A 25,508-nucleotide genomic window follows, 5' to 3' on the forward strand; every position below is an offset into this window, starting at 1 on the left:
ATCATGAAACTGCTTTCCTGCAACGCAAACCGGCCATTGGCGGAAGCCATCGCCGATTATCTTGACACGCGCCTGACGCGGTCTGAGGTGAAGACCTTCTCGGATCAGGAAATATTTGTCCGCATCGACGAGAATGTCCGCGGCGAAGATGTCTTCGTGATCCAGTCCACGTCCTACCCCGCCAATGACAATCTGATGCAATTGCTGATCTGCATGGACGCGCTGAAGCGCGCCTCGGCCCGTCGCATCACCGCCGTCATCCCCTATTTCGGCTATGCCCGGCAGGATCGTAAAACGGATGGTCGTACGCCCATCTCCGCCAAGCTGGTCGCAAACCTGATCTGCAGCGCGGGCGCCGACCGCGTATTGACCGTCGATCTGCATGCCGGCCAGATCCAGGGCTTCTTCGATATTCCAACAGACAACCTGTTCGGCAGCCCCGTCATGGTCGATGACATCAAGGAGCGCTACGGGAACAAGGATCTCATGGTGGTCTCTCCGGATGTTGGCGGCGTGGTGCGCGCCCGCTCGCTGGCCAAACGACTGGAGGCCGACCTTGCCATCGTCGACAAACGCCGCCCCGAAGCTGGCAAGTCAGAAGTCATGAACATTATCGGCGATGTGTCCGGCAAGCGCTGCATCATGCTGGACGATATGTGTGATTCCGGGGGCACGCTGGCAAACGCCGCCGCCGCCCTGAAAGAGCATGGTGCCAAATCGGTTTCTGCCTATGTCACGCATGGCGTGCTTTCAAACAATGCCGTTCAGAGGATCGAGAAATCGGTGCTGGACGAATTGGTGATGACCGACTCGATTCAGCCGTCCGAAGATGCGATCAAATCGGAATCTATCCGCATCCTGCCCATTTCCCCGCTATTGGGCGAAGCCATTCGCCGTATCGCGAACGAGGAAAGCGTTTCGAAACTGTTCGATCGCTAGGACTCACTAGTCGACTTCAGGCGCCAGCCGATTCACCAAATACCGGACCGCGCCGAGGATCAACAGGATGCTCGTCACCAGCAAACCCGCCAGCACAGCCATCAGCGTGGCAATGGCGTAATACGACATCACATACCAGTTCGTCGGGATATCTTCGAATTCCCCGATTGGAATGGATGAGAATGTCAAAAGCGCCACAGCGCTGCACAGGCTGATCGTGGCGAACCAGGCAATCATGCGCACGCGCTTGAACAACCAGATGCCGATGTCGGCACTGCTGTTGTGCATCATCCCGAGCATGGTGAGCATAAGGGCAAGGATCGTGGCCGACGCGCTGGCGATAGCCGATCCGAAATAGAGGGACGAATCCGACAGCGCCTCCACAAGGCTCACCGCCTCGGATCGGGAATATATCTGACCGACGAACAGACGGTGGATGCCAAACAGGGCAAATGTCAGTACACCCCCAATGATTGGAGTGGATTTCCCGACCGGTTTGGGGTTTGCCATGATCGAGAATCCTCCTGACAGCCGACGCGCCTGCTATTAGACGCGTCGGCGGATCAGAAAGTTCCAAGCATCGTCATCCAGTCCGCGCTAGGCGATACAGAATTCCATCGGATATGTGATGCCTTTGACGTCGACAGGCTTGCCTGCCTTATTGGTAAGCGGTTTGAACGTCGCGCCCTTCAGTGCTGCCGCCGAAGATTCGAAGACCGGATCGGTGCATTCTGCGAGCATGTTCTGCGGAACGCCATCAGTGCCAAGATCGAACAGGACCATGCAGCCACCGCTGAGTCGTTTCTTGGCCGCGTCGGCAGGATAGGATGGCCTTGGATAATTCACAGCCTCAGGCGTCCAGTTTGCGTTTAGCGACAGGCCAGCAAGCTTGTTCTCGGCCTTGGATGCATCCAGCCTTGCCAACCAGACGGCAGACTTTTCGCGCGTGTTGGCCCAGTTTGCGATGACCTCGCAACCGCCAACTTCACCTCGGATCTCCTCAAAAGCCACATCGCGCTTGATTGGTGCCAGCGGTGCAGCCGGGATGGAGGCAGGCTTGGGCGCGGCATCCGGCACAGGAGCCGCGGGGGGCTGTGGAACCTTCGCGCCGGAATTTGCCGTGATGAACAGGGAGTCCGCCAGGATGAGCCCGGGCTCTGCCATCGGATCGACCGCCTGGCCTGCGCGCCAGACTTCAAGGTGCAGGTGTGGCCCGGTGGCTTGGCCGGACTGGCCCAGCGAGCCGATCACAGTACCTGCGGAGACGGATTCCCCCAGTGACACTTTGATATCTTTCAACTGCCCGAAGCGGAGCACAGTCTCACCCGCAGCGATTTCGACGAGATTCCCGTATCCATTTGTCATTTCTGCGCGGGTCACGATTGCTGAAGTCGGCGCATAGATCGGCTTGCCTTCTTCCTCTGCCAAGTCGACGCCCTGATGTTGTTTCAATTCGCCTGAGACAGGGTGTTTACGCACGCCAAAGGCGCTGGTCAGCTTCGCCTTGTCCAGCACGGCATGACTGTATGTAACCGCGTCGGTCGGCAGCGCGGCGGCGCCCCGGATCAGTGATCCCTGCGCCAAGGCGAGCGGGGTCGCGAGCGCCAGCGCTGCCGCGACTGCCAAGCCAAGACGTTTCGGCCGGTGGTGGGTCTCACTCAGGAGTTGGGTCAAGCGCATTTTGAGGGTTCCTTCTTTCTTGAGCGTGAATGCTGCAACCGGCAGGATGAGCGCAGGCCGGGCATGACGCGCCACCTGGGTCAAGGCGCGAGCATAGGCGATCCGGTCACCCGTCAGCTCGGCGGTCTCTTCATCGACGATCGCCTCGCGCCAATAATCAAGGCGCTCGCGCATGGCCCAGGCAAAAGGAGAGAACCAGAATATGTCTGCGACCATACGGTCAAATGGGCGGGTCAGCAGGTCACCCCGCTTCAGGTGAACCAGTTCGTGCACGATGATTTGTGGTGTGTGTTGTTTCGAGATGAGCGCTGCCGGTATGAAGACGACCGGGCGCACGATACCGGCAAGGAAGGGCGCACCCCGGGGGATAACCCGCACATCCGGCACGCGCCGCAATCCAATCGCGTCGGCCCAGTGGCGAACCGGGCGGATGACCGGACGGGATGTCTGCTTCAAGCGCTGAAGTCTGGCCTGCCCCACAGCCCAACAGACCGCGCGCACGAACCACCCGGCAACAAGCGCCCACAGCACCAGTGTCGCAACCGGCGGTATACGGAATTCTGTGGTAGATTCTTCAACAAAGACGGCATCAGACTGGACCGTCAGCGCATCCATGACCGGCAAGTCCGGCAAGGCCTGTGCGGCAACTTGCGTCAGGCCCGGCATGAAAGCAGATGCCAGGAATGGTGCGAACATCAAAGCTACAGCGCCGCGCCATATGGCCTGAGCCATCCTGGGTGAGGGTTTGAGCGTGCAAAGCGCGGTGGCGAGCAGCCAGAGCGCCGCGCTCCAACCAAAGGCGAGTGCGATCAGTCCGAACAAGCTCATGCCTTGCCCTCCGTATCGGCCGCCGCCGCGTTGATGATGGCGTCGAGTTCGTCAAGTTCGGCATCGGAGAGGTGTGGACTTTCCGCAAACAAGGCCGCCGGCAACGGCCCGTCCATATCCAGAACCTGGCGGGCGAGATGACGGACCAATCCGCCCAATGTGGCGGTCCGGTCTATAGCGGCGGCATACACTGCGATGCCATGCATGTCCTGACGGCTGACCCAGCCCTTCTCTTCCATCCTGGCAATGACGGTGCGGGTCGTCGACGGCTTCCACCCCTGCCCCGGACCGATGGCATCATGCACCTCACGTGCGCTTTGCCGGCCATGTGACCAGAGATGTTTCAACACGCTGAGTTCGGAAGGATTGGGCTGGGACATGCAAATCTCGCTATCAAAGTCACGTGTACGCTACAGTTGTAGCGCTCCAGTGTCAAGCGAGCGCTTTTGGGGGCTTCAGGCTCCCCATCCGTTTCAAAATTCCAGATAATTCGGAGTTGTTATTCGACAGTCCAGCCGCGCGGCGTGCGGCGGGCGTCAAGAATGAGCGGCTCTTCAGCCGTGTCGCGCGCTTGCGGGCGGATGCCCTTCCGGCCAGCATACCGCATGAACAAGGCCGCCGAAGCCAGCAAGACGCCTGCGATAGCGGTCATCACGGCTAGCAATCCGGCAAACAGCACCAGCAAGAGCCCAATACATAGCCGCGCCACAAGGCTGATCGCACTCGAAAATGCGTCTGCAATATTGAAACGGCCGGAACTGGAAGCTGCTTGGGTCATGAATCTCTCGTTTACAGTGCAAACATGGCGCCAGTGCTGCGTTCCGTCAATGGAATGGCATGCCGATACTATGTGAATTCGCGGAAATGCCTCAATCCGACCGGATCAGCAGACCGCGTTCGGTCCGAATTTGCGCATAGGCGGCTGTAATCGATGCCGCCTTGGCATGCGCGGCATCCTCGAATTCGCGTGGTGCGCCCATTTGCACCACACGGTCCGGATGGTGATCAGACATCAACTGACGATAGGCGGCACGAATATCGGAAAACTCTGCATCATGGGAGACGCCGAGAATGTGGTATGGGTCGTCGCTATCCGGGCCCAAATGGCTGGCCTTGATCCGGCGGAATGTCAGCTCATCAAAGCCGAAGGCATCGGATACGGTGCGCAAATAGTCCATCTCATCCGCCGTCACGACGCCATCCGCACCCGCGATTTGGAACAGGCCGTCCAGCACGCCTTCCAGCAAGCATGGGCGGTCTCGGTATTTCCGGCCGATCTTGCGAGCGTAGCCTTCATAGCCGCGCACAGTCTGGCGGGCGATATTGAAGACACGGCGAACACTGTCGGCATCTTCAGGCGCGGCGCGGAAGACGCGCGAAAACACCATGATTTCCTGATCCGATACGGTGCCGTCAGCTACGGCAAGTTTTGCACCGAGCCCCACGACCGCCGCAGTAAACCCGACATCATTCGGATCTGGCGCGCACGCAAAATCAGCCCCGTCGGCAAGCATGCCGTCAGAGTTGTCAGGATCGAACAGGCGCCGTCCGCCCTCAAGCACTCGGGTCCACAAAGACATCTCGGGAAATTCTATACCCTATTTTGGCAGTTTTGGGAGCGCGGCATGCTGACAGTTGCGTGAAGTCCTGCTCACACTTCCAAAGATGAATTCTTTTTTAGATTCTGATCCTCCGGGACGGACGACCCGTAAAGGGTGGCATCGATGGATATGGTTCCATCGGAAAATTTCTGAATTGGGACACCCCTAATCATGAAACGTCTTCTCACGCTCACCGCTGCTTTCGCCTTCCTGGCCGCCCCGGCCCTCGCAGAAACCTGTCAGTATTCCAAGGATCGCATGGCTAGCCATGTCGAGGCCGAGCTCGTCAAAGGCGAATGGTCCAAGATGGATATCGTCGACACCGCCGCCGAAGCTGGCCAGTTCAACACGCTGCTGGCTGCCGCGACTTCAGCTGGTCTGGTCGATGCCCTGAAGGGCGAAGGCCCGCTTACCGTGTTTGCGCCAACGGATGCTGCCTTCGCCGCCCTTCCCGAGGGTACGGTCGAAACCCTGTTGATGCCGGAGAACAAGCACCAACTTGCCGACATTCTCAAACTGCACGTGATCGCTGGCAGCAAGGTGACCTCTGACCAGCTCGCCGGAAAGACTCTGACCGCAAGCACGTTGAATGGCGACGTAGCAATCAATGGCACCGACGGCGTAACGGTGAATGGCGTCACCGTCGTGAAAGCCGATGTCATGGCCTCCAACGGTGTCATCCATGTGATCGACCAGGTCCTTCTGCCCAAAGGCTAAGGTGATCTGCAAATCGAAGCGATGCTGAAGGCCTGCCCACATATCGGGGGCGGGCCTTCTCTACTTTGACTGCGCCTCAACCGAGGCTCTCAAGGCGGCGATCTCTGATCGCATCTCCTGTATTGCCGAAAGGACGGCGGCGCGCTCCTTCTCGGCGGTCATGAGTTCACCTTCCAATTCTCCTTCGATTTCGTCGAGTCCCTCCTCGATGATCGCCTGTTGTTCGGCCGCGAGCGAATCCACAATCAGGGCGATGAACAAGTTGAGAATGGCGAAGCTGGCGATGAAGATGAAGATCAGGAAGAACATCCAGGCATAGGGATTGCCATCATCAATCACTTTCTGGACAACTTCGAACCGCCAGCCATCCATCGTCATGACCTGGAAAAGTGAATAGGCCGAACGCGGCAGATCCCCGAACAGTTCGGTGACCTCTTCATTCTCGGTATTGCCGTACATGTTGGTCGCCATTACGGCGGCAACATATGTGATCAGCGCCAGTACTGCGAAAATGGCGCCCATGCCCGGCAGGGCCTTCATCAGCGCCTCGGTAATCCGGCGCATCATTGGAACGATATGCAGCAATCGGAGAATCCGCAGGACCCGGAGCGCACGCAATACGCCGAATGCCTGAGTTCCTGGTATCAGCGAAACGCCAATGACGATGAAGTCAAACCAGTTCCAACCCCGCCGGAAGAATTGCAACCGATAGACTACCAGTTTCAGCAGGATCTCGACCGCAAAGACATATGTGATCGTCTGGTCAACTGCGTCGAGCGACGCGACAAGGCCCGCAGGCAGTGTCTCGCGATAGGTCAGCACGCCAAGAATCACGGCGTTCACGATGATCAAGGCGATCACCAGATGCCGGAACCACGGCCGCTCGATCACGCGCTCCAGCGCAGAATTATGGGTTTCAAAATCGAGTGTTGCGCGTTTCATGGTCTGTGCCGGCTCCCCTTCGGTCGTGAGGCCACACGGCGTTTTGCCCGTAACTGGGCCGACTGCCAAGGCTTGGAATGGCTTATGTCGGCGTCATCGCAACCCGTTAGTCCGCTGACGTGGTTGTGTCGGAAATGATCACCCAACCGCCATCAATCTTGCGCAGGACAAGCGTGTACAGTCCGGACGGATTGTCGCCTTCGACTTCGAGCATCCAATGGCCATGTGCGATGGCGGCATCGGGCGACAGAATTTCAATCTCATAGTCGGACGTCACCAGCGTGCCCATTTTTTCAGGCGTATCGTAGCGTGTTTCATAGCGTTGAAGCGTTGCGTCCCACCCGCGCGCAATGTTGCCGCCAGACGCAAAGCGCAAGTCGGGAGACTTCCAATATCCGTCCATGAAGGCGGGTATATCACCGCGATTCCAGGCTGCGTCTTGCGCCTCAAGCATCGCCGTGATGGCTGCCTCCTCCTGAACTTCCAACGCGACGCTCACCCCAGCCGGTTGGGCCGAAACAGTCCCGCAGGCCGATATGGCAAGGGGCATGACGAACGCAATCAGGGCTGAACGCATGAGACTTCCTCCAGTATTAATGAGATTTACCCGGCCGATACCGACCGCTTGAGATAGGTTTGACGGCCCCACTCTATGGCACTGAGTACGACCGCAACACCCCCAAGCCAGAAGGTAATGATGAACACGTCATAGAACCCGTTCTGTTCAATCATCTCGCCCAGCCAAGGTCGGCCCAGCGTGCCGATCAGCATTGTGAGCGAGGCCAGCAACGCATACTGAACGGCGGCAAAACGCGGATTGACCACTGATGTCAGATAGGCCGTCATTGCGACGAGCGCGAAGCCGCCTGCAATGTTCTCGGCAAAGATCGTCACCATCAGGCGCGCCATGCGCTGGCCCTGGTCAGAGGCAATTGCCACTTCCTCAGGCTGGAGTTTTGCGGCCCAATCCGCAAAGGTGATCAATGGTGCATCAAGATGGGTGAACGCCAGGAAAGCATCAACCGTCACCGCGCCAGCCGCCAAGTCCGCATAAAGCAAATTGGTCGCCGCCGCGACGATCCCACCAACAAAAAAGACTGGCATCCGGCCGAGCAGCGCGATCAGTGTCGCGCCGATGAGCGAGCCGAGAATGGTCGCCACAACACCGAAGAATTTCGAGGCGATGGCTACATCGTCGAGCGTATGTCCCAACGCATCAAGGTCTGCGCGCAAATAGAAAGGATAGGCAAACGAGCCCCAGACCGCATCGGTGAACCGGTAGGTCAGTGCCAGTGCGAGCACGAGAATGGTCCACCAACCGAGCCGGGAAATGAGCTCCATCAATGGGTCGAAGATCGCCCGAAACAGGGTGGCCAACAGCTTGTCGCCGCGACTCTGTCCCACCACCAGCAAGGGCGCCTCTGTTGCAACAGCCTTTTGTGTGAACACCAGCAAGGCGGCAACGACGGCTGGCAGGACCACGGTCAGCAAGACAATGACGGGCCCCTGTTCGGAAACGAACACCCGCGAGGATATGTCTGCGCCCAAGGCCAGTTTGCGCACGACGAAAGTGCCGATCATCGTGAAGCCGATGAGCCAGCTGAGTGCGACGACGATCACGGCCGGAAGAGTAACTTTTCTGCGCAGCGACGGCAGGAAACTCATACGGCTCGTATCAGGGCGGGAAGAAGATTCCGGTTCCGGCGCGAGCAAACTGCCCAGCACGGTCAACGCAATGAACACCGACATCATCACATAGGATACAGTCCATCCGACACGTGCGGCCACCAGCAAGGCGAGAAAGCCGGAGATGAAACCGCCGGACTTGTAGCCGAACTGGTAGAGGGCGGACATGAGGTCCTTGTCCTCTTCAGAGCGCGCCACTTCGATCCGCCAGGCATCAAGGATCAGATCATGGGTCGGTCCAATGAGCGTGATCACGAAACAGATCAGCGCCACGAGGCCAATATTTTCCGGTGGATTGCTAAAGGCCAGGATGATCAGCAGCAAAGCGATCACGGATTGGCACACGATCAGCCAGGATCGGCGTCCCCCGATGCGCAGAAATGGTACGTTTCGAGCGCGGCCAAACATGGGCGCCCAGAGATATTTGAACGAGTAACCCAGAGAGACCAGCGCGAGCACACCGATCGTGTTTGTGTCGACGCCTTCCTGAGTGAGCCAGGCCGACAAGACACCAACCACCGCGCCATATGGTATGCTGGCAGCAAATGACAGGATGAGCATAGCCGCCATGCGGCGATCCTTCAGGGCCTTCAGCGCGCGGACAGCGCGCGATGGCTCGCGAACTTCAGGAGGCGTTGGCACTGAGGTGTCGCTCATGCAGCGCCTTCGTGCCGGACCGGCGCGCTCGTCCAGTGCAGCGCAAGGCGACGGAGTGCCTCGGCATCCAGAGGCTTGGCAGCCACGCCGTTTGCGCCAGCCGCGCGCGCCTGTCGCTCGATGTTCGGATTCATTTCCGCAGAGACAGCCAGCATCGGAACGTCCGACCCGTTGTCGCGAATGCGGCGCATGGCTTCAAAGCCATCCATGACTGGCATGCGCAAATCCATCAGGATGAGGGCGATGTTCATTTGCGTTGCAGTCTCCACAGCTTCGCTTCCGGTGGAGGCTACAGTGACGGTAAAACCGGCCGATTCCAAGGCGCGTCGTGCGATCAGTGCATTTACCGGATTGTCATCGGCAATCAGCACATGCCCTGCCCCTGTCTTCTGCTCCGGCTCGTCTATCGCCTGCTCACCTGATTGGACGACATAGACACGTTCTGCAATCGAGGATGCGCGCAGCGGTCTTACCAGCCAGCCTGTGCAGCCCAGACTCCGAAACCGCTCGATCGCGCCACGGTCTTCGGGACGCAGGACCACCAGGGTTGGACGCTGGCAGGCAAATTCTCTGACGAGCTTTTCGCGTAAATCAGCGCCAATCAACAATATATCGACGTGACCGGGCACACGCCCCGCGACTGGGTCGATCAGAAAAGGCCTGGCCTCGGACCCGGAAAGCGCAGACGCGGCTGCAAGCGTGGTGGCGGCCGGGAGACCGACGAGGCCAACGGTCATATCGAGTTGCGGCAGGTCATGCGTGGACGGCATGTCTGCACGTGCCAGGGGCAGGAATATCTTGAAGGCGGTGCCCAGGCCGGGAGCACCATCAATGTCTACCCGTCCACCCAGCAGCTCCGTCAGCCGCTTGACGATGGCAAGGCCAAGCCCGACTCCGCCATCATTGAAAGCATCCTGCGTGGCCGATTGTTTGAACGCGCTGAACAATTGCACGCGATCCGCTTCAGCTATGCCGGGGCCGGTGTCGATGACACGGAATTCGAGCCCATCCGTTCGAGCCGCGATATCCAGCAGGACCGAACCCTGGCGCGTGAACTTGAGGGCGTTGCCCACCAGGTTAAACAAGATCTGTCGTATACGACCTGCATCGCCGGAATAGGTCGGCATCGGCAAAGGCTGCGCGCGAACAGCAAGGTCGAGCCCTGCCGCATGCGCACGCGGGCTGAGCAGTTCGATCACTTCACGGCCCAGCCGCACCGGGCAAAAATTTTCGACTTCCAGTTCCACTGCAGACGCATCGAGCCGGGCATAATCCAGCACATTATTAAGCAAATCGAGCAGGCGCCCGCCGCTCATCTTGATCGCCTCGGCATATTCGCGCTGCGCTGGGGCCAGTTCGGTCTCAAGCAACAGGGAAACTGTGCCGAGAATACCGTTCAGGGGCGTGCGAATTTCATGACTCGCCGTTGCCAGGAAGGTGTCTTCCGGCTTGGCGGGATTTGCGGGAGGCTTTTGTGAGTCTGTCATCGGGCAGCAGACTTATCGCAAAGCCTTTAGCATTCATTTAACCGACCATGCTCCCGGCTGCAGCGCCGCGCGCCGCAGATACGGCTGGCTCGGGCATGCCCGGCGGACGATGCCGATAGGATAGTGCCTCAGCGACATGAAGCCGCCGCACGCCGTCACAACCCTCAAGATCTGCAATGGTGCGTGCCACTTTGAGCACCCGGCTGTAGCCCCGCGCGGTCAGTTGCAGCCGCGAAGCGGCATCCGCCAGCAAAGCGGCACCAGCCTCATCAGGCGCTGCCGACTTTTCCAGTTCGGAAAGAGGCGTGTCGGCGTTAACCGATCGGATCGTGTCACTTGCCATATGCCCCAGCCGCTCTGTCTGGATGTCACGCGCCCGGGCGACGCGCACGCGAACTTCTTCAGAGCCTTCCGAGGGCGGCGGCAGCGCAAGATCAACGGCGGTAACTGGTGGCGTGTCGTAGTAGAGATCGATCCGGTCCAGGAACGGACCGGACAAGCGGGCCTGATATTGCTGTGCACAGCGGGGACCCCGCCGACAGGCGGCTGCGCCGGGCCCTCCCCCACACCGGCATGGATTCATGGCAGCGATCAGCTGAAACCGCGCCGGATACCGCACATGCCGGTTGGCCCGCGCCACCACGGCTTCGCCCGCCTCAAGCGGCTGTCGCAAACTGTCGAGCACCGTTGCGGGGAATTCCGGCAATTCATCAAGAAAAAGCACGCCATGATGCGCGAGCGAGACTTCACCGGGCTTGGCCTTGATTCCGCCCCCGACCAAAGCAGCCATGGAGGCCGAATGGTGGGGCGCGCGAAAGGGTCGTCTCCGCGAGAGGCGTCCGCGCTCCAACAGGCCCGCAATCGACTGAATTTGCGAAACTTCCAGCAATTCCCGCGCAGATAATGGCGGCAATATGCCAGCCAATCTTTGGGCCAGCATGGACTTCCCCGACCCAGGCGGGCCGCAAAAAAGGAGATTGTGCCCCCCGGCGGCTGCAATTTCGAGTGCGCGCTTGGCACCTTCCTGACCTTTCACATCGCGCAGATCCGGCCCGGCGGGCGGGGTTGCCAGCTCGCCCGGCTGCGGAGGGCTGATAACAGCGCGGCCAGTAAAGTGATTGATCAGGGCAATCAGGCCTGTTGCGCCAATAACACTGCCGCCTGCCCAGGCCGCTTCAGCGCCGCAAATCTGTGGGCAGATGAGTTGTAAATCCATCCCTTCAGCGGCCATGGCGGCTGGCAGGACCCCGAGCGTTTCGCCCAGCGCGCCATCAAGCGAAAGTTCTCCAATGGCCGCGTAGGCCTCCAACTGGTCTGGTGGGATCACGCCCATCATGGCGAGCAGGGCAAGCGCGATGGCGAGATCATAATGGCTGCCTTCCTTGGGAAGATCAGCGGGGGCGAGGTTCACGATGACCCGTTTCGGCGGGAGTGCGAGCCCAAGGGAGGCAAAAGCAGCCCGGACACGTTCACGGCTCTCGCCAACCGCCTTGTCCGGCAAGCCGACAATATGAAACGCTGGCTGGCCGCCGGTCATCTGGACCTGCACGTCCACGGGCTGGGCGTCTACGCCCTCAAATGCAAACGTCGTAACCCTGCAAACCATCTCCAACCCCTGTCAGCATGGGGCAAATGGTTAACAGAATATTGCGAACAAATAAAGAACGAAATTCCGAAAAGTTGAACCTGCTTTATATCAGGCGTCGAGCATGACCGCGCTAAGCGCTTCATCCAACACTTCCAGACCGGCGCCCTTACGCACGGCTTTCTCAGAGAGTGTTCGCCGCCAGAGGCGCGCGCCGGGCTGTCCGTTAAAGAGGCCCAGCATATGACGGGTCATCGCATGCAACCCGACGCCCTCTTCCAGACGCGCTGCCATATAAGGCCGGTACGCGTCGAGGGCTACCTCTGGTGAGACAGGCTCGCCGACCCCGAACAATGCGGAATCCACCTCGCCCAGCAGGGCTGGGGATTGATAAGCGGCACGCCCCAGCATGACGCCATCAAAAGTATCGAGGTGGTCGCGGCAAGCCTCGATTGTGGTGATGCCGCCATTCAGGATAATGGTCAGGTCAGGCCGCACGGCCTTCAGGCGCGCCACAAGGTCATAATCAAGCGGCGGAATATCGCGGTTCTCCTTCGGGCTCAGGCCTTTAAGCCAAGCCTTGCGCGCGTGAACGGTGAAAACCTCGCAACCTGCTGCGCTGACTTTCTCGACAAAATCAAACAGAGTTTCTTCCGCTGGCAAATCATCAATGGCGATGCGGCACTTTACCGTGACCGGGATGGACACGCGGGCTTTCATGGCGTCAACGCACGCGGCTACTTCGTCCGGCCGCGCCATCAGGCAAGCTCCGAACGCGCCTGATTGAACTCGGTCGGACGGGCAGCCGCAATTGATATTTACCTCGTCATAGCCGAACTGCTCGGCAATGGCGGCCGCTTCGGCGAGCTTTGCCGGCTCGTTGCCACCCAGTTGCAGGACGACGGGATGCTCAGCTTCGGAGAAGCCAATCAAGCGGCCGCGGTCTCCATGGATGACGGCATCAGCCGTCACCATTTCAGACCAGAGCAGCGCATGTTTCGACAGGCTCCGATGGAACATGCGGCAGTGCCGGTCCGTCCAGTTGATCATGGGCGCGATCGAAAACTTGTAGGAAAGGCTGGATGGCATAGTCAATGTCAGGTCCGGAAGTGCATATACGGGCTCGTTCCGACTTCTAGCGGAAACAAGCGGTGTGTGTATATTCTTGGCTGTAATTGGATCATTTCCCGCGCTGATCCGGTATATCACTTGCAGCCTGACTGATATGATCCAACTCGACATTCCCTCATCTCAGACCCGCACGCCGGAGCAGCCGAGCATCTCGGCGTATATTCTGGATCATTCGGAGGTACAGACGCAGTCATCGGTCCTCACAAATACCGAGTACGCGCGCCTTGGAAAGTTGTTCGATCCAGACATACGTCTTGATCTGGAACGCTCATTCGCAGCTGTGCGAACCGGCCTTTCAAATCATCTCGGCCAAGCGAAGGCGGATATAGTTCTCGAACATGATACGCTCGGGGCGCCTTCCCTGCGAAATATGCGGGAACTGTATCTGTCGATTTCTCGCACCGGGGGCTGGTCTGCCTTCGCCACCTCTCATGACAAAGCGGTCGGAATTGATATCGAAAAGGTTCGCGACATCGATTGGCGACAGATGCTACCGATGATGTGTTCGGCTTCGGAGCGAAAGATATTCAGCGGTATCGCTGACGACGATCTCCTCCCATTCTACAGGCTGTGGACGATCAAGGAGGCCATCATGAAAGCCGCCGGTCAGGGATTCCGCATGGGGGCACCGACGATCAACCTATCCGCAAGCCTCATCCTTGGTGAGACTTCCCAGGGACAAGTATCGCATACGGATCGAATATTCGACATTTCGTGCTTCCTGCACGGAGACATTGTCACTTGCGTCGCGGGCGAGTGCGCCTAGCCTTTGTCCACCAGCGCAAGGCTGTAGGGACCGACTTCGTAAACACGCAGGCCATCCCGCCACAGGCTTCCTCGTGCAGTGACCAACCAGCCCTTGTCGCGTTTCTCTATGGAAACAATCTCCATTACGGTAACGACTTCTTTCTTGTCGGGTGTCACCTGTCCGCGATAGCTCCATTTGAACGGTGCGCCGGTCGCAATGGTTTCAAAGTGCGGGTCGCTCATGCCCTCATCCAGTCCCTTGAGCAGAATGGCGCGCGCCAGCAACTGTGCGAGCGCATCAAGGCCGAGCGACCCCGGCTGGACCGGATCCTGATAGAAGTGCGCCTTGAAGTACCACGCATTCGGATCAACTGCTTGGCGGCCCCGGATCAGACCAAGCCCGGCCTCTCCGCCGGTCGGGTTGAAATAGTCGACCGCCTCCAGCATGCGCATCTTGCCGCCTGCAAGGCGCTTTTCAATCATGCGCGTCTTCACTTTTTCGCCCGGCAGGTCGAACGCAGCAGAGAAATGCGGCTTGGCCGACAGGCCGGCCTGGCGCACCAGCGCGGCAGCTGGAAAGAATCCGAACTGGGTCGTCAGGTCCAGGACAGGTTCGCCTGAGGCTAGCGTGACCACAACGCTGAAGGTCACAATGGTCATCGGTCCGACACGTGAGAAGGCCGTCAACTCGCTCTCAACGACCATAGTCCCATCGTCTGGGCTGAGCTCGCGATGCAGGACTCCATCGCCTTCGAGATTTCGGAATTTCAGATTACCGGACAAGGCAAAACCGCAATGGCTGGCGAGCCACCCACACGGCTGCAGCGCGATCTCCGACAGGACGGCGAAGGGCATGGCCCCATTCCTGTTGTCCTCGAAATACCAGGCATCCGTAGGAATGTCGTATTCGGCGCGAACTTTTGCGCCAACTTCCTGCACGCCCGGCCGTGTGGACACGTCGATGACCCGCGTCATCATGTGATATGGCTCTTGCGGCAGTCTGGGTACGATGCCTTCGGAATCGAACCGATCATACATTTCGCCAAAGGCCGCCGATGGCGCACCATTGGCGCAATCTAGCAGCGCATCATGGTCACCCCGACTCTCCCCCATCGGCCCGGTTCGGATTGGTGCTTCGGCGACGCGTGGTGCTGGCCAATCACGGCGCAGGCGCAGGCCGAAGCGCGGGCAATAGAACACCTTCTTGCCGTCACTGCTTGCAAGAAGGGACGCGTAAATTTCCGGGGTTTCTCCATCGATGATCTCATCGATGAAGACCTCATAGGTCACCTCGTGGTCCGTATCCGGAATGACCTGCCCCCGGCAGACGAATTGCGCCATATGGCCCGGCATCGGTTCGAAGACATACCCGTCACGTTCGGTCAGCAGGCCCGCGGCCGCTGCATAGAACTCCAGTGTCTGTACGGCGGCCTCAGCCATCAGTGTCCCCGGCATGCAGGGGTCATTGTGGAAATGACCCTCATAGAACCAGGCATCGACCGGCACATGCGCGCGGGCTTTCAAATATCCCCTGCCCCACGGCCCGCCATGGGGGTCAAAGGCTTCGACATCATCGAAGAGAGCCAGCCTGTCGTCCGACAGACGGATCGGACGTGACTGCGCGGCCACCAGTTCGAACCCGTCGCCAAAGCACGCCCAGGCATTGCCGACCCGGTAAGCGTCCAGATCTCTGGCACTGAAAGCTCGCTTCCGGCTCGCGCCCTCGGCGGCAAATGGCGTGGGGTCTGCGGTAGGCGGTGCATCCTTGGCGGGATCCCACATGACGCCCTTTCCGGAGGCAAGTTCGTCATCGCTGAAGAAGCCGGCCTGACCGTTTCGCACGGAGAAGACGCGGCGGTCGCCCGCCATACAATCATACTGGAAGAAAAACATGCGGACACCGGCGAGTGTCGCGTGCCCGGTGATCTCGATCTGGAAGTGTAGCGTCTCACCGGGCTCTGGCAGGCCGCCCTCATGGAATGTGATTTCGCACCCCAGAAGGCGATAGACCCGGTCATCCTGGTTCTTGAAGTCCGCCCCCATCCAGCCGATCAAGGTCAGGTCAGCTTGCCCGCTTTCGATCAGCGGACCGGGTCGGATCCGGCCATCATGGATGAACCATTGATCCGGCTTCAAATCGGTCTCGGTCCAGATGATGCCGGTACTCTCGACTCCGGCCTCTGCATCGATTCCGGTGATCCGGTCGACGAGCAGCAAAGGGGGCGCTGGCAGGCGCACCTGACGAGCATATTTGTCCTGCGGTTTGAATGCGGCGCCGAAGAAGTCAGACATCTTCTCACGCGTGGATTTCTCGATCTCGGGATAGTTCCAGTGCGGTCCTGCGGGTGATCGCGGCAGAAGTGGCACTGTTCCAGCAGTCACCTTGCGCGGCGCAGGCATCGGTCGGTCTGCCGGCGGCGCGGGGAATGGCACCTGCGTGGTGCTGACTTTTGAATCGCATGGCGCAGGATAGTTCACGGCGGCCAAAATCGGCGCAACCGGCATCCGGCTTGTTGGGATTAGGGCCGGAACAATAGGCTTGGCGTAAGGGACATCGCGTGTCAGCGCCCAGGGCGCAGGCCGCACGGTCCTGTTGCGTCGCGCGGCGTCGAGCGCGTCTGCGACGGGCTTCATCTTGGGAGCGCGCCCGTCCGCGAACAGGAAGGCGGCGAGGTCGGCGACCTGTCCCAAGTCCGCTGTTTCAATGCGGTCGGTGGCGACCGCATTGTAGTCCTTGCCTTCAAGAATATTGCCAAGTGCTGCGGTCAGCGTGTCGCGCGGGCCAAGCTCCACAAAGGTGCGCACGCCATCTTTCCATGCCTGTTCGACCGTAGGCGGAAAATCTACTGTATCGATGGCCTGCCGGGTTAGCATATCTGCCGAGGTTTCGCTGGTCGGCTCATAGGCGGCATTGACGGCATTGGCGTAGAGACGCACCCCGCCCCCATCATGCATCTTGCGTGTATGCAGCTTGCGCCACGTCTCCGCGAAGGGTTGCATGGCCTTGGCATGCACAATCAGATGCTGGTGCATCTTTGCGCCGCTGCCGGGCCCAAGAGATTCGCAGATCTTGCGACAGGCCTCAGCCGGGCCACCGATCATGCAGTCTGTTCGCGAATAGATGATCGTAATCTCGACGCCGGTATGTTTGGCGACTTCACGCTTCACGGCATCAACCGGCGCCTGGACACGCCAATTGGTCCAGTCCGCCGGGACGTTCGGGCCCCACGCCTCTTTTGCCGTTTCGAACTCGCCGCCGATATGGCGCTCATACATGGCGGCATCGGAAATCTCGTCCAGCAGAGCGCCGGGATCACGCCAGAAGCCGAAAGCGAACAGCGCGTTGCTCTCGCCAAGCGACAGGCCGAGCGCCGCATCCGGCTTGAGACCGAGAAGGTCCAGCAACAGGATTGCGTGTGCCTGGCTCATCAGCGTGCCAGCGCACAATTGTTCAAATTCCGTTAGGCTTGCCTTGGCGAGCAGTGGGGCGATCTCGTCCGCCTTGTCGAGTTTGGCGAGACGCTGGCGCAATTCCGGGAAGGCCGAGAGCAGACCACGTCCCATGCGGGGATAAACGGCCGCAGATCCAGTGAACATGAAGGCGAGTTCGCCCTCAGGCTTGCCTTCGCCAAAGTGGACGCCGTCGCCGACAGGGGCTTTGCCCTGCTCCAGCATTTGCTGCGCAGAATCCAACTGTTCCGCGAGCGCTTCCTCAGTGGGCGCCACTATCGCAATACGGCATTTGCCCCTGCCCCCGGCCTTGCCGGATGCCATGCGCGCGGCGAGCGTCGCTTTGTCTTTTGCCGAGGCCCAGAACAGGAAGGGTGTCGGCCGCAGCGCATCTGGTATGGGCACCGCATCCGCAGGATCGAATGTGACGGAGCCAACGGTGTTGAGCTGCGTTGCTGCAACCGAGATGTCGACCGGAAGAGACGTTTCCCGTATGTCCGGCACCGCGCCTTCCGCCGTCAGCACATGCCCCCGTGCGCAGAGCTGCGCTTGCAGGGCCAGTTCGAACACGACCGAGGCGCAAGGAGCCTTGCCGAATACGCGATTTATGACGCCTGTTTCGGACGCTCCGCCCTTAGACCAGTTGACGTCATGGAGAGACCCGAAGTTCCGATTCGATGCGGCTTCAGCGTCGTCTTTTCGCTTCAGGACGATGGCCGCAGCTTGGTCACCAGGTCGCACTGTAATGCCGATATCTGCGAGCGCAGCGGCACGAACCGGTTCGGTCGCAAAGTCTGCTGCGGCCACGATGGCCATATCCAGCTGACCCAAGCGCAGCGCTTCGACGGCGAGGTCCAGCGCGGCAAGGCCGGAAGCCGCCTCGGCAGACACCGAGAACCCCATGCCCTGGAAATCATGCGCATAGGTCACGCGATTGGCGGTCATGTTCGCCATGGCACCTAGAACGGTGGCTGCATGAAGCGGTGGCGCAATGAGGGCCTGCGCAGTGGCAAGCTCCTCGGAGTTCCGGGATAATCCTGCCAGATTTGCCAAGCGTTCTCTTAACAGCCAACGCGCCGAATCTGACGCACAGCCCATGCCGGTAAAAATGCCCACCCGATCGGATGCGACAGGCTTTACCGATTGCAGCGCTTCTTCCACCACATCGACAATGGCGAGCTGCTGAGGTTCCGCCTCAAGCAAATCCGTTGGCGGAGTTCGCGCAGTCTTCGGATCTGCGCCCACCTTTCGGCAGGCTGTGGCAGGCTTTATCGGCTGGTTCATGATGCGGCGCGTGACGGCGTCCGCCCCGCGGTCAGAACCCGCCAGCAGGCCTGTCCCGCAGATCACGATGTCCTGCTCGGACAGCTTGGCCTCCCGCGCCTCAACCAAATCCGATTCCGGATCATACTGGTCGAGGATCAGATGCGCATTGTTGCCGCCGAAACCGAAATTGCTGATAGCTGCGCGGCGAATTCCGTTACGCGGCTCCCACGGTGCGGCCTCCCCCAGAACTTTCATACCGTTCCGGCTAGCAACTTCGATCAGGTTACCTCTGATCGGTGTAGGCGGCAGGGCTTCGCGCTTGAACGCTTCGGTCAGCTTGAGGAGGCTGGCCAGGCCCGCCGCCGTGATGAGATGCCCTGTATTGGCCTTCAGGGATCCGATGGCGAGATTTTTGTTGCCTGCGAACATGTCCGCCGATGCCTGCACCTCGACACCGTCACCAGTCGGCGTGCCGGTCGCATGGCATTCCAGATAGGACACGCTCTTCGGATCCACGCCCGCCATTGTGTATGCGCGCGTCATGGCTTCAGTCTGGCCCTCGCCGGACGGGGCGAGCAAACCCTTGCGCCGACCATCATTCGAGAGGCCGATGCCCCGAATAACACCGTGAACGACATCCTTCTTCTTCACATCAGACAGACGTTTCAGGACAACCGAGACCGCTCCTTCAGATGGCACTAATCCGTCTGCGCCCTTCACGAAGGGTCGTGACTGGCCGGTCGGGCTGAGTGCCTTCAACGCCTCGAACCCGATATGGAGGATCAGATTGTCGGCCGCGTTGACGCCGACAACGACGGCGCAATCAATCGCCTGCGATTGAAGCCGTCGACAGGCGATCTCCAGCGCATAGAGCGATGAGGCGCACGCCGCATCAAGCGAGAATGCTGGACCGGACAGGCCGAGCGTCTGAGCGATCAGTTGGGGCGGAAGAGAAGCATTGAACGTCGCAAGCGGTTCCGAAAGCGCCTGCCCCGCCCAATGGCGTGCGGCATAGTCTGCATGCGCCGCGCTTGGGTAGGAAAGATTGGCCACAAAGACACCTGCGCGGCCCTTTCGGACCTTCGGACGACGTGCGTTGCTCCACGCATCCAACGCGGCATGAACGGACCAGGCGCAAACCGGGTCGATCCTGGCAGCTGCGCGCCACGCTTCCGGAATACGATCCTCATCGAAGATATCCTCGAATCCTTGCACCGTTCCGGATACATAGTTTCGGGAAGCTGCATCTGCTTCCGAAAGCCCAAGCCGCTCAGAAGGCACCGGGCCGTAGACCACGCGCTTGTCAAAGACGAGATCGCCAAGCTCCGCCGGGCTCATGGCCCCCGGCAGCACGCAGCCCTGGCCGACAATAGCAATCGGCTCAAATCGGCAATCACCCGTCATCCTGCCCACTCATCCCCGATCAATAGTTCGATTTCTTGCCTGTCTCCCTGAAGAATCTGGTCAGCAAAGATGCGCGCGCCATCCTGAAGGCCAATCAACGAAATGCCGCGTGTTGCGAAATGTCCCGCCAGTGTTGCGTCGACCATGCCGCCATCCCAAGGGCCCCAACAGAAACTCTTGACGATCGCGGCGGGCAGTTGCGTTGCGAGCTTCCGCGCAACGGCGCCAAGCCAGGCATTGGCCATCGCATAGTCGCTCTGCCCCGTATTGCCGAATACGGCGGAGGCGGACGAAAACAGGCCGACATGGCGCAGCTGCGAAAGGTCGATAGCGGCGATCAGGTTTGCCAAGCCTTCGACCTTCGGCCCGAAGACATATTCCACATCTTCTCGCGTCTTCTTCAGGGCAAGCCCATCTGCCAGCACCCCTGCCCCATGCACGAGGCCAGTAATCGGCCCGCACTCAGCCGTAATCTTCTGAACGGCGGCGAGAACGCTGTCGCGATTCGACATGTCTACCTGCAAATAGACAGCCCTCGCCCCTGCCGCCGCGATGGCGTCCAGTGTGTGACGAATTTCCTGTCCTGCCAGCAGCGCGCGCGCCTGACGATCAATGGAAGGCAAGGCAGGCTTTTCGCCGCGCGCCTTGGCTGCGGAGATCAGCGCACCCCGGACAAGTTTCACGTCGCTTGTTGGCTGCAATCCTTCTGGCCAGGGCGTGATGCCGGACCGGCCTGCCAGAACAAAGGTCGATCCCGCTTGTCGACGCGCCAGTTCGGATACGCAGGCTGCGGTCACACCGCGCGCACCTCCCGGCACAAACCAGACGTTTGCATCTGTTGGAGCGGCCTGCACCAGCCCAGGTGCGGCGCCGATCTCCATCACCGAAGTACCCGCCGCATCAAGATCTGCCTCGGGAGCATTGGAGGCGACGGCGCCAAGTACCAGTTCAGCCTGTGCGTTCAGCGACACGCCAGCAGGAAGTGACCACGTTACTATGGACCGATCAGGCCATTCCTGACGGAGTGTACGCGAGAGGCCTTTCAGACCGCAAAGCTGCGCAAAACCGCCAGCGCCCGCATGCTCCAGAATCACAATCCGGGCACCGCTCGCATACAGCCGCTTGCAAATGTCCAGAACCTGCCAGTGTCGTTCCGTTACCGGCAAATGCGAAAGGCCTTCGGTTACGATCACCGTTTGAACACCCTGAACGCTATCGCCCAGAAGGTCCGCCTGAGCACCTCGTCCGGTGAGCGCCTGAACCAGTTCGGTTGCGATCTCCAATGCCCCAGCCGATACGGCAAACGGCCCCCATGCCGAAAGATCCTGAGCGGCCACCCAGGGCTGCGCAGACCCGGGCGAGACTACCCGAACGAAACTCTCATAGGTGGGAACCGGACCGGCCGGCGGGCCGGGACGGGAGAGCGCAGCGGGCGCCCCGCCGCCCCTTACGCAAAAAAATCTGCGATGGCCCGGATGGTGCGAAGGTCCGCCAGCACTTCGGGATCGACTTCCGGCAATTCCGGATGCTGGTCACGCAGGGCCGACAGGATTTCGACCTGCTTGATCGAGTCGACCCCAAGTTCTCCTTCGAGGTCCATGTCATCTTCGAGCATGTCTTCCGGATAGCCGGTCTTCTCCGCGATCAGGGCCCGGACCGTGTCGGCCGTAACGCCGCCATTGGACGAGGCCGTCACAGCCGCCGGAGCCGCACTCATTGCTGGTGCAGGCGCCGAGGCGACACCCGACGCGTCGATCATGCCCGCAATCGCGGCAATCGTGCGCAACTCCACGAGCTGTTCCGGATCAATCTCTGGCAGGCTTGGCATGCGTTCGCGCAGGGTCGACAGGATCTCGACCTGCTTGATCGAGTCGACGCCGAGTTCCCCTTCGAGGTCCATGTCGGGCTCGAGCATGTCTTCGGGATAGCCGGTCTTCTCGGCGATGATGCCGCGGACCAGGCTGATGGAATCTCCCCCTGATGCAGAGGGTGCTGGAGCCGGAGCCACCACTGGAGCAGGCTGAACGGAGGCTTGTGGCTGGGGCGCGGGTTGGGCCGCGGGTACAGGGACCGCCATCGGCGCGGGAGCGGCTGCAGACTCTACTTCACGATAGGCGCCATTTGGCTTCACATCACTGACCGAAGGCTGTGGTTGGACCGGCGCCGCTGGCGCTGGAGCAGGAGCTGGAGCTGGCAAGGCAACGGGCGCGTGAATACGTGCGGGTTCGAGGGGTGCCTGGCCCGCCATCTGGGCGGCCATATTCAGGAAAGCCGAATGCGCTGTCGACATGGCAGACATGTAGTCTGCATGGCGCTGGGAAACTTCATGCATGATCCGCTCAGAGACTGTTGCAGCGGGCGCAGCGGAGGAACGGGGCTGCACGGCGTATTCAGGGCCTTTTGAGGATGCGTCTTGGGTCATAGGACTGCCTGTCTGTTCTGGAAGGACTTTGTGCTCGGGGCGTGGGGAAGACTGCGCCTGAACGGGATTGCTGGTGGATGGGAATTGCGCGGCTGGGTTCTCCAGCACTGCTGGCCTTTCCGGATTTGATGGAGCGCGGCCTGCCGCACCATTCGCCGGAGGATAAGGCTTGTTGTAATTGCCGCCGGAAATCTTCACGGCGTGCCTGGAGGGCGCGGGCTTTGGCGGCTGGGCCGGAAGCTCTGCAAACAGGCCGGCATAGTCGAGGTCGATGCCTGAGACGCCGAGCGTTGCGATGGCAAGGAGGAACTGGTTCACGCCATTGCGGCGTTTGTGATCCAATGAGATCGCAAGATGGGGTTTGCCAGCCAGAATATGGCCGACCAACCCCGTGACCACGCCGCCAGGGCCGACTTCCACGAACACGCGGGCTCCGGCCGCATGCATCGCCTCAACCTGTTCACGGAAACGAACCGGCTGGATTAGCTGATCGGATATGAAGTCCGGAAGATCTGCGACCTTGGCGTCATATTTCTGCGCCGTAGCATTCGCAAAGACATCAAGCTTCGGCGTGCGCAGTTTCTGTTTTGCAAGCACTTTGGCAAAAGGCGGCACGGCTTCGGCAACAATCTCCGAATGAAACGCTGTCGCCACCGGCAGCATGCGAGCCTTCAGGCCAAGCGCTTCGCACTCCAGTCTTGCCTTTTCAACAATGTCTTGCGCACCCGACAGAACGACCTGGTCCGGCCCATTGTCATTGGCAAGTACGAGGCCTTGGCCGATCTTCTTCAATACCGGTGCTATTGTCGCGGAATCGGTCTGGACTGCCAACATGGCGCCCTTGGTGTTGCCCGCCGCCTTGGCCATGAGCGCACCACGCTCCGCAGCCACCGTGAGGGCCGTGTCGGAATCCATCACGCCAGCCAGATGCAGAGCCATGATCTCACCGAAGCTGTGGCCTGCGGCCATGTCTGCCTGCAAGCCGAGCTGTGACAGAAGGCCCAGCTGCGACAAGGCCACCGCTGCGATGGCTGGCTGGGCATGCTGCATTTCCGTCAGTGTCTGGGTCTGCGCACCGAAATCAACCTGATCGAAAGCCGCTGGCGGGAAGGACAATTTGTCGAGCCTCAGCTTGCCCGTGCGCTTGTGGCTGGCTGCCTGATCCCATGCTGCCCGAGCCTCCGGGAACGCCATGGCCAGATCAGAGCCCATTCCGACATATTGGCTGCCCTGACCGGAGAACATGAAGGCGATCTTGCCATCCACAGGCGCATTGAATGAGGCAAAGCAATCGGCCTTGAACGGACGAATACCTACCTCCCCTGCCCGAATCTGGCTTGCGAGACTCTCCGACTTGGTTTTGAGATCGTCTGCGGTTTCAGCAATGATCGCAGCCCGTGCTGGAGCTTTCGATTCGAAGCCCGCATGTGTTTGTGAAGCGGCGTACGCCAGCGATGCGTCATCCACGCCGGATGCGCTGGCTTCTATTGCTGTGGCGAGGGCGTCGGGCGTGTCTGCGCTGAACAGGAAAAGCTCCGCCGGAAAGACCCGGTACGGCCGTATTGCGGTTTTGCCGACATATTCTTCCAGGGTCACATGGTAATTGCTTCCACCAAACCCGAATGAGCTGACTGATGCCCGGCGCGGTCGTTTCTTTGTCGTGATCCAGGGACGGGGTTCGGTGTTCAGGTAAAAAGCACTGCTTTCCTTGATGACATCCGCGGGCTCCTCAACCTTGATCGTGGGCGGAAGGACTTTACGACTGAGCGCGTTGACAGTCTTGACGAGACTCGCAACGCCAGCAGCCGCCTTGGAATGCCCCATTTGTGATTTTACGGATCCGAGCGCGCACCATGGTTCGTCTGATTTGACTTCACCGAACACGAGATGCAGGCCGTCCAGTTCTGCCTTGTCACCAGCCTTGGTGCCTGTGCCATGCCCCTCCATCAAGTCGACAGCTTCCGGACCATATCCGGCCTGAACATAGGCACGTTTAAGCGCGCGGGCCTGTCCCTCAGGAACCGGTGCATAGATCGCCGTCCCCTTCCCGTCCGAACCGCCACCCAGTCCACGAATTACCGCATGTATCGTGTTGCCGTCGCGCTCGGCATCGTCCAACCGGCGCAGCGCCAGCATGCCAATACCTTCCCCCAGCATGGTACCATCGGCACTATTCGAAAACGGTCGGCAGTCGCCCGTCGGCGACAGGGCCGGTGTTTTCGAGAAGCACATATACATCAGGATATCGTTCAGTGCGTCGACACCTCCGGTCAGGACCGTATCGCTGTCTCCGGCGCGAAGTTCGTGCAGAGCGATGCTGAGCGCCGACAAGCTGGAGGCACAAGCGGCATCCGTGACCATGTTGCTGCCGCCCAGGTCAAAGCGGTTGGCGATCCGCCCTGCCACGACGTTCCCAAGCAAGCCGGGGAATGTCGCCTCCTGCCATTCGACATAATGGTTCTCGATCCGCTCAGCGAGTGCGACAACCTCGCTTTCTGGCATGCCTGCTTCGCGCATCGCATTGACCCAGACCGGGCGCTGCAGACGGCCTGCCATATGAGCGGTCAGTTCTGTCGCCGACGCCACGCCGAGGATCACGCTGGTGCGGGATTTGTCGATCCGGCCTTCACTGTCCCGCTCGATATCCTGTAAGGTCGCATAGGCCGCGATCAATGCCAGCAATTGCGCAGTGTCGGTCCCTTCCATCGTTTTGGGCGGGATGCCGAACGTCAGGGGGTCGAAGGCAACTGGATCAATGAACCCACCGCGCCGACCGTACGTCTTGTCCTTCGCCAGTGGGTCGGAGTCATAATAGTCATCCACGAGCCAATGGCTTGATGGCACGTCGGACAACAAATCCCGCCCTTCGAAAATATCGCGCCAAAAGCCGGTCACGTCTCCCCGGCCCGGGAAGATTGCGCCCATGCCCACAATGGCAATCGGAGTGGCAGCTTTTGAGCTCATGA

At 60.1% G+C, this 25,508-nt stretch carries 17 protein-coding genes; 3 read left to right on the forward strand and 14 right to left on the reverse strand.

The genetic code is table 11. The annotated features are described in order from the left end of the window. Positions 1–3: 3 nt before the first annotated feature. Positions 4–939 (forward strand): ribose-phosphate pyrophosphokinase, encoded by a 936-nt coding sequence (locus tag CFA77_RS15270; protein ID WP_206991416.1) that lies wholly within the window; start codon positions 4–6, stop codon positions 937–939. 6 nt (positions 940–945) lie between these two features. Here the strand turns inward: CFA77_RS15270 and CFA77_RS15275 are convergent, their stop codons facing one another. The 5 genes from CFA77_RS15275 to CFA77_RS15295 form a co-directional block, all read right to left on the reverse strand. Further along, positions 946–1,449, reverse strand: a complete 504-nt coding sequence (locus CFA77_RS15275; RefSeq protein ID WP_206991417.1) for a hypothetical protein — start codon at positions 1,447–1,449, stop codon at positions 946–948. An 87-nt stretch (positions 1,450–1,536) separates the two neighbouring features. Continuing rightward, positions 1,537–3,447 (reverse strand): peptidoglycan DD-metalloendopeptidase family protein, encoded by a 1,911-nt coding sequence (locus tag CFA77_RS15280; protein ID WP_206991418.1) that lies wholly within the window; start codon positions 3,445–3,447, stop codon positions 1,537–1,539. Then, positions 3,444–3,827 (reverse strand): BlaI/MecI/CopY family transcriptional regulator, encoded by a 384-nt coding sequence (locus CFA77_RS15285; protein ID WP_206991419.1) that lies wholly within the window; start codon positions 3,825–3,827, stop codon positions 3,444–3,446. The genes CFA77_RS15280 and CFA77_RS15285 overlap by 4 nt, the downstream gene beginning before the upstream one ends. A gap of 119 nt (positions 3,828–3,946) precedes the next feature. Next, entirely contained in the window at positions 3,947–4,225 is a 279-nt protein-coding gene (locus CFA77_RS15290; RefSeq protein ID WP_206991420.1) for a hypothetical protein, read from the reverse strand. A 91-nt stretch (positions 4,226–4,316) separates the two neighbouring features. After that, positions 4,317–5,027, reverse strand: a complete 711-nt coding sequence (locus tag CFA77_RS15295) for a molecular chaperone DjiA (RefSeq protein WP_034815017.1) — start codon at positions 5,025–5,027, stop codon at positions 4,317–4,319. 192 nt (positions 5,028–5,219) lie between these two features. Between CFA77_RS15295 and CFA77_RS15300 the strand changes: the two genes are divergently transcribed. After that, a complete protein-coding gene (locus CFA77_RS15300; RefSeq protein ID WP_206991421.1) occupies positions 5,220–5,765 on the forward strand; it encodes a fasciclin domain-containing protein in 546 nt (181 codons plus the stop codon). Positions 5,766–5,825: 60 nt separating this feature from the next. Here CFA77_RS15300 and CFA77_RS15305 read toward each other — a convergent pair whose 3' ends face one another. The 6 genes from CFA77_RS15305 to dusA all read right to left on the reverse strand — a co-directional run bounded on the left by CFA77_RS15305 (position 5,826) and on the right by dusA (position 13,211). Next, positions 5,826–6,707, reverse strand: coding sequence for an ion transporter (locus CFA77_RS15305; RefSeq protein ID WP_206991422.1), 882 nt, complete (start codon positions 6,705–6,707; stop codon positions 5,826–5,828). Positions 6,708–6,813: 106 nt separating this feature from the next. Then, the gene (locus CFA77_RS15310; protein ID WP_206991423.1) at positions 6,814–7,284 is read right to left on the reverse strand and encodes a DUF4440 domain-containing protein; all 471 of its coding nucleotides are present in this window, start codon (positions 7,282–7,284) and stop codon (positions 6,814–6,816) included. A gap of 26 nt (positions 7,285–7,310) precedes the next feature. Beyond that, positions 7,311–9,050: an MFS transporter gene (locus CFA77_RS15315; RefSeq protein WP_206991424.1), complete on the reverse strand. Its 1,740-nt coding sequence runs from the start codon at positions 9,048–9,050 to the stop codon at positions 7,311–7,313. Continuing rightward, on the reverse strand, positions 9,047–10,537 hold the full coding sequence (locus tag CFA77_RS15320; protein WP_206991425.1) for an ATP-binding protein: 1,491 nt from the start codon (positions 10,535–10,537) through the stop codon (positions 9,047–9,049). The genes CFA77_RS15315 and CFA77_RS15320 overlap by 4 nt, the downstream gene beginning before the upstream one ends. Positions 10,538–10,574: 37 nt before the next feature. After that, positions 10,575–12,143: a YifB family Mg chelatase-like AAA ATPase gene (locus tag CFA77_RS15325; protein WP_206991426.1), complete on the reverse strand. Its 1,569-nt coding sequence runs from the start codon at positions 12,141–12,143 to the stop codon at positions 10,575–10,577. 90 nt (positions 12,144–12,233) lie between these two features. Beyond that, entirely contained in the window at positions 12,234–13,211 is a 978-nt protein-coding gene (gene dusA / locus CFA77_RS15330) for a tRNA dihydrouridine(20/20a) synthase DusA (protein ID WP_206993280.1), read from the reverse strand. 136 nt (positions 13,212–13,347) lie between these two features. Between dusA and CFA77_RS15335 the strand changes: the two genes are divergently transcribed. Then, on the forward strand, positions 13,348–14,019 hold the full coding sequence (locus CFA77_RS15335) for a 4'-phosphopantetheinyl transferase superfamily protein (protein ID WP_206991427.1): 672 nt from the start codon (positions 13,348–13,350) through the stop codon (positions 14,017–14,019). Here the strand turns inward: CFA77_RS15335 and CFA77_RS15340 are convergent. The 3 genes from CFA77_RS15340 to CFA77_RS15350 all read right to left on the reverse strand — a co-directional run bounded on the left by CFA77_RS15340 (position 14,016) and on the right by CFA77_RS15350 (position 25,506). Continuing rightward, positions 14,016–20,120 carry a beta-ketoacyl synthase N-terminal-like domain-containing protein gene (locus CFA77_RS15340; protein ID WP_206991428.1) on the reverse strand — a complete coding sequence of 2,035 codons (6,105 nt, stop codon included), beginning with the start codon at positions 20,118–20,120 and terminating at the stop codon, positions 14,016–14,018. The genes CFA77_RS15335 and CFA77_RS15340 overlap by 4 nt on opposite strands. Then, positions 20,117–21,457: an SDR family NAD(P)-dependent oxidoreductase gene (locus CFA77_RS15345; RefSeq protein ID WP_206991429.1), complete on the reverse strand. Its 1,341-nt coding sequence runs from the start codon at positions 21,455–21,457 to the stop codon at positions 20,117–20,119. The genes CFA77_RS15340 and CFA77_RS15345 overlap by 4 nt, the downstream gene beginning before the upstream one ends. Positions 21,458–21,567: 110 nt before the next feature. Continuing rightward, positions 21,568–25,506: a type I polyketide synthase gene (locus CFA77_RS15350; protein WP_206991430.1), complete on the reverse strand. Its 3,939-nt coding sequence runs from the start codon at positions 25,504–25,506 to the stop codon at positions 21,568–21,570. Positions 25,507–25,508: the final 2 nt, after the last annotated feature.

It is taken from the genome of Hyphomonas sp. KY3 (assembly GCF_017309975.1).
In the GTDB taxonomy this organism is placed as follows: Bacteria; Pseudomonadota; Alphaproteobacteria; order Caulobacterales; family Hyphomonadaceae; genus Hyphomonas.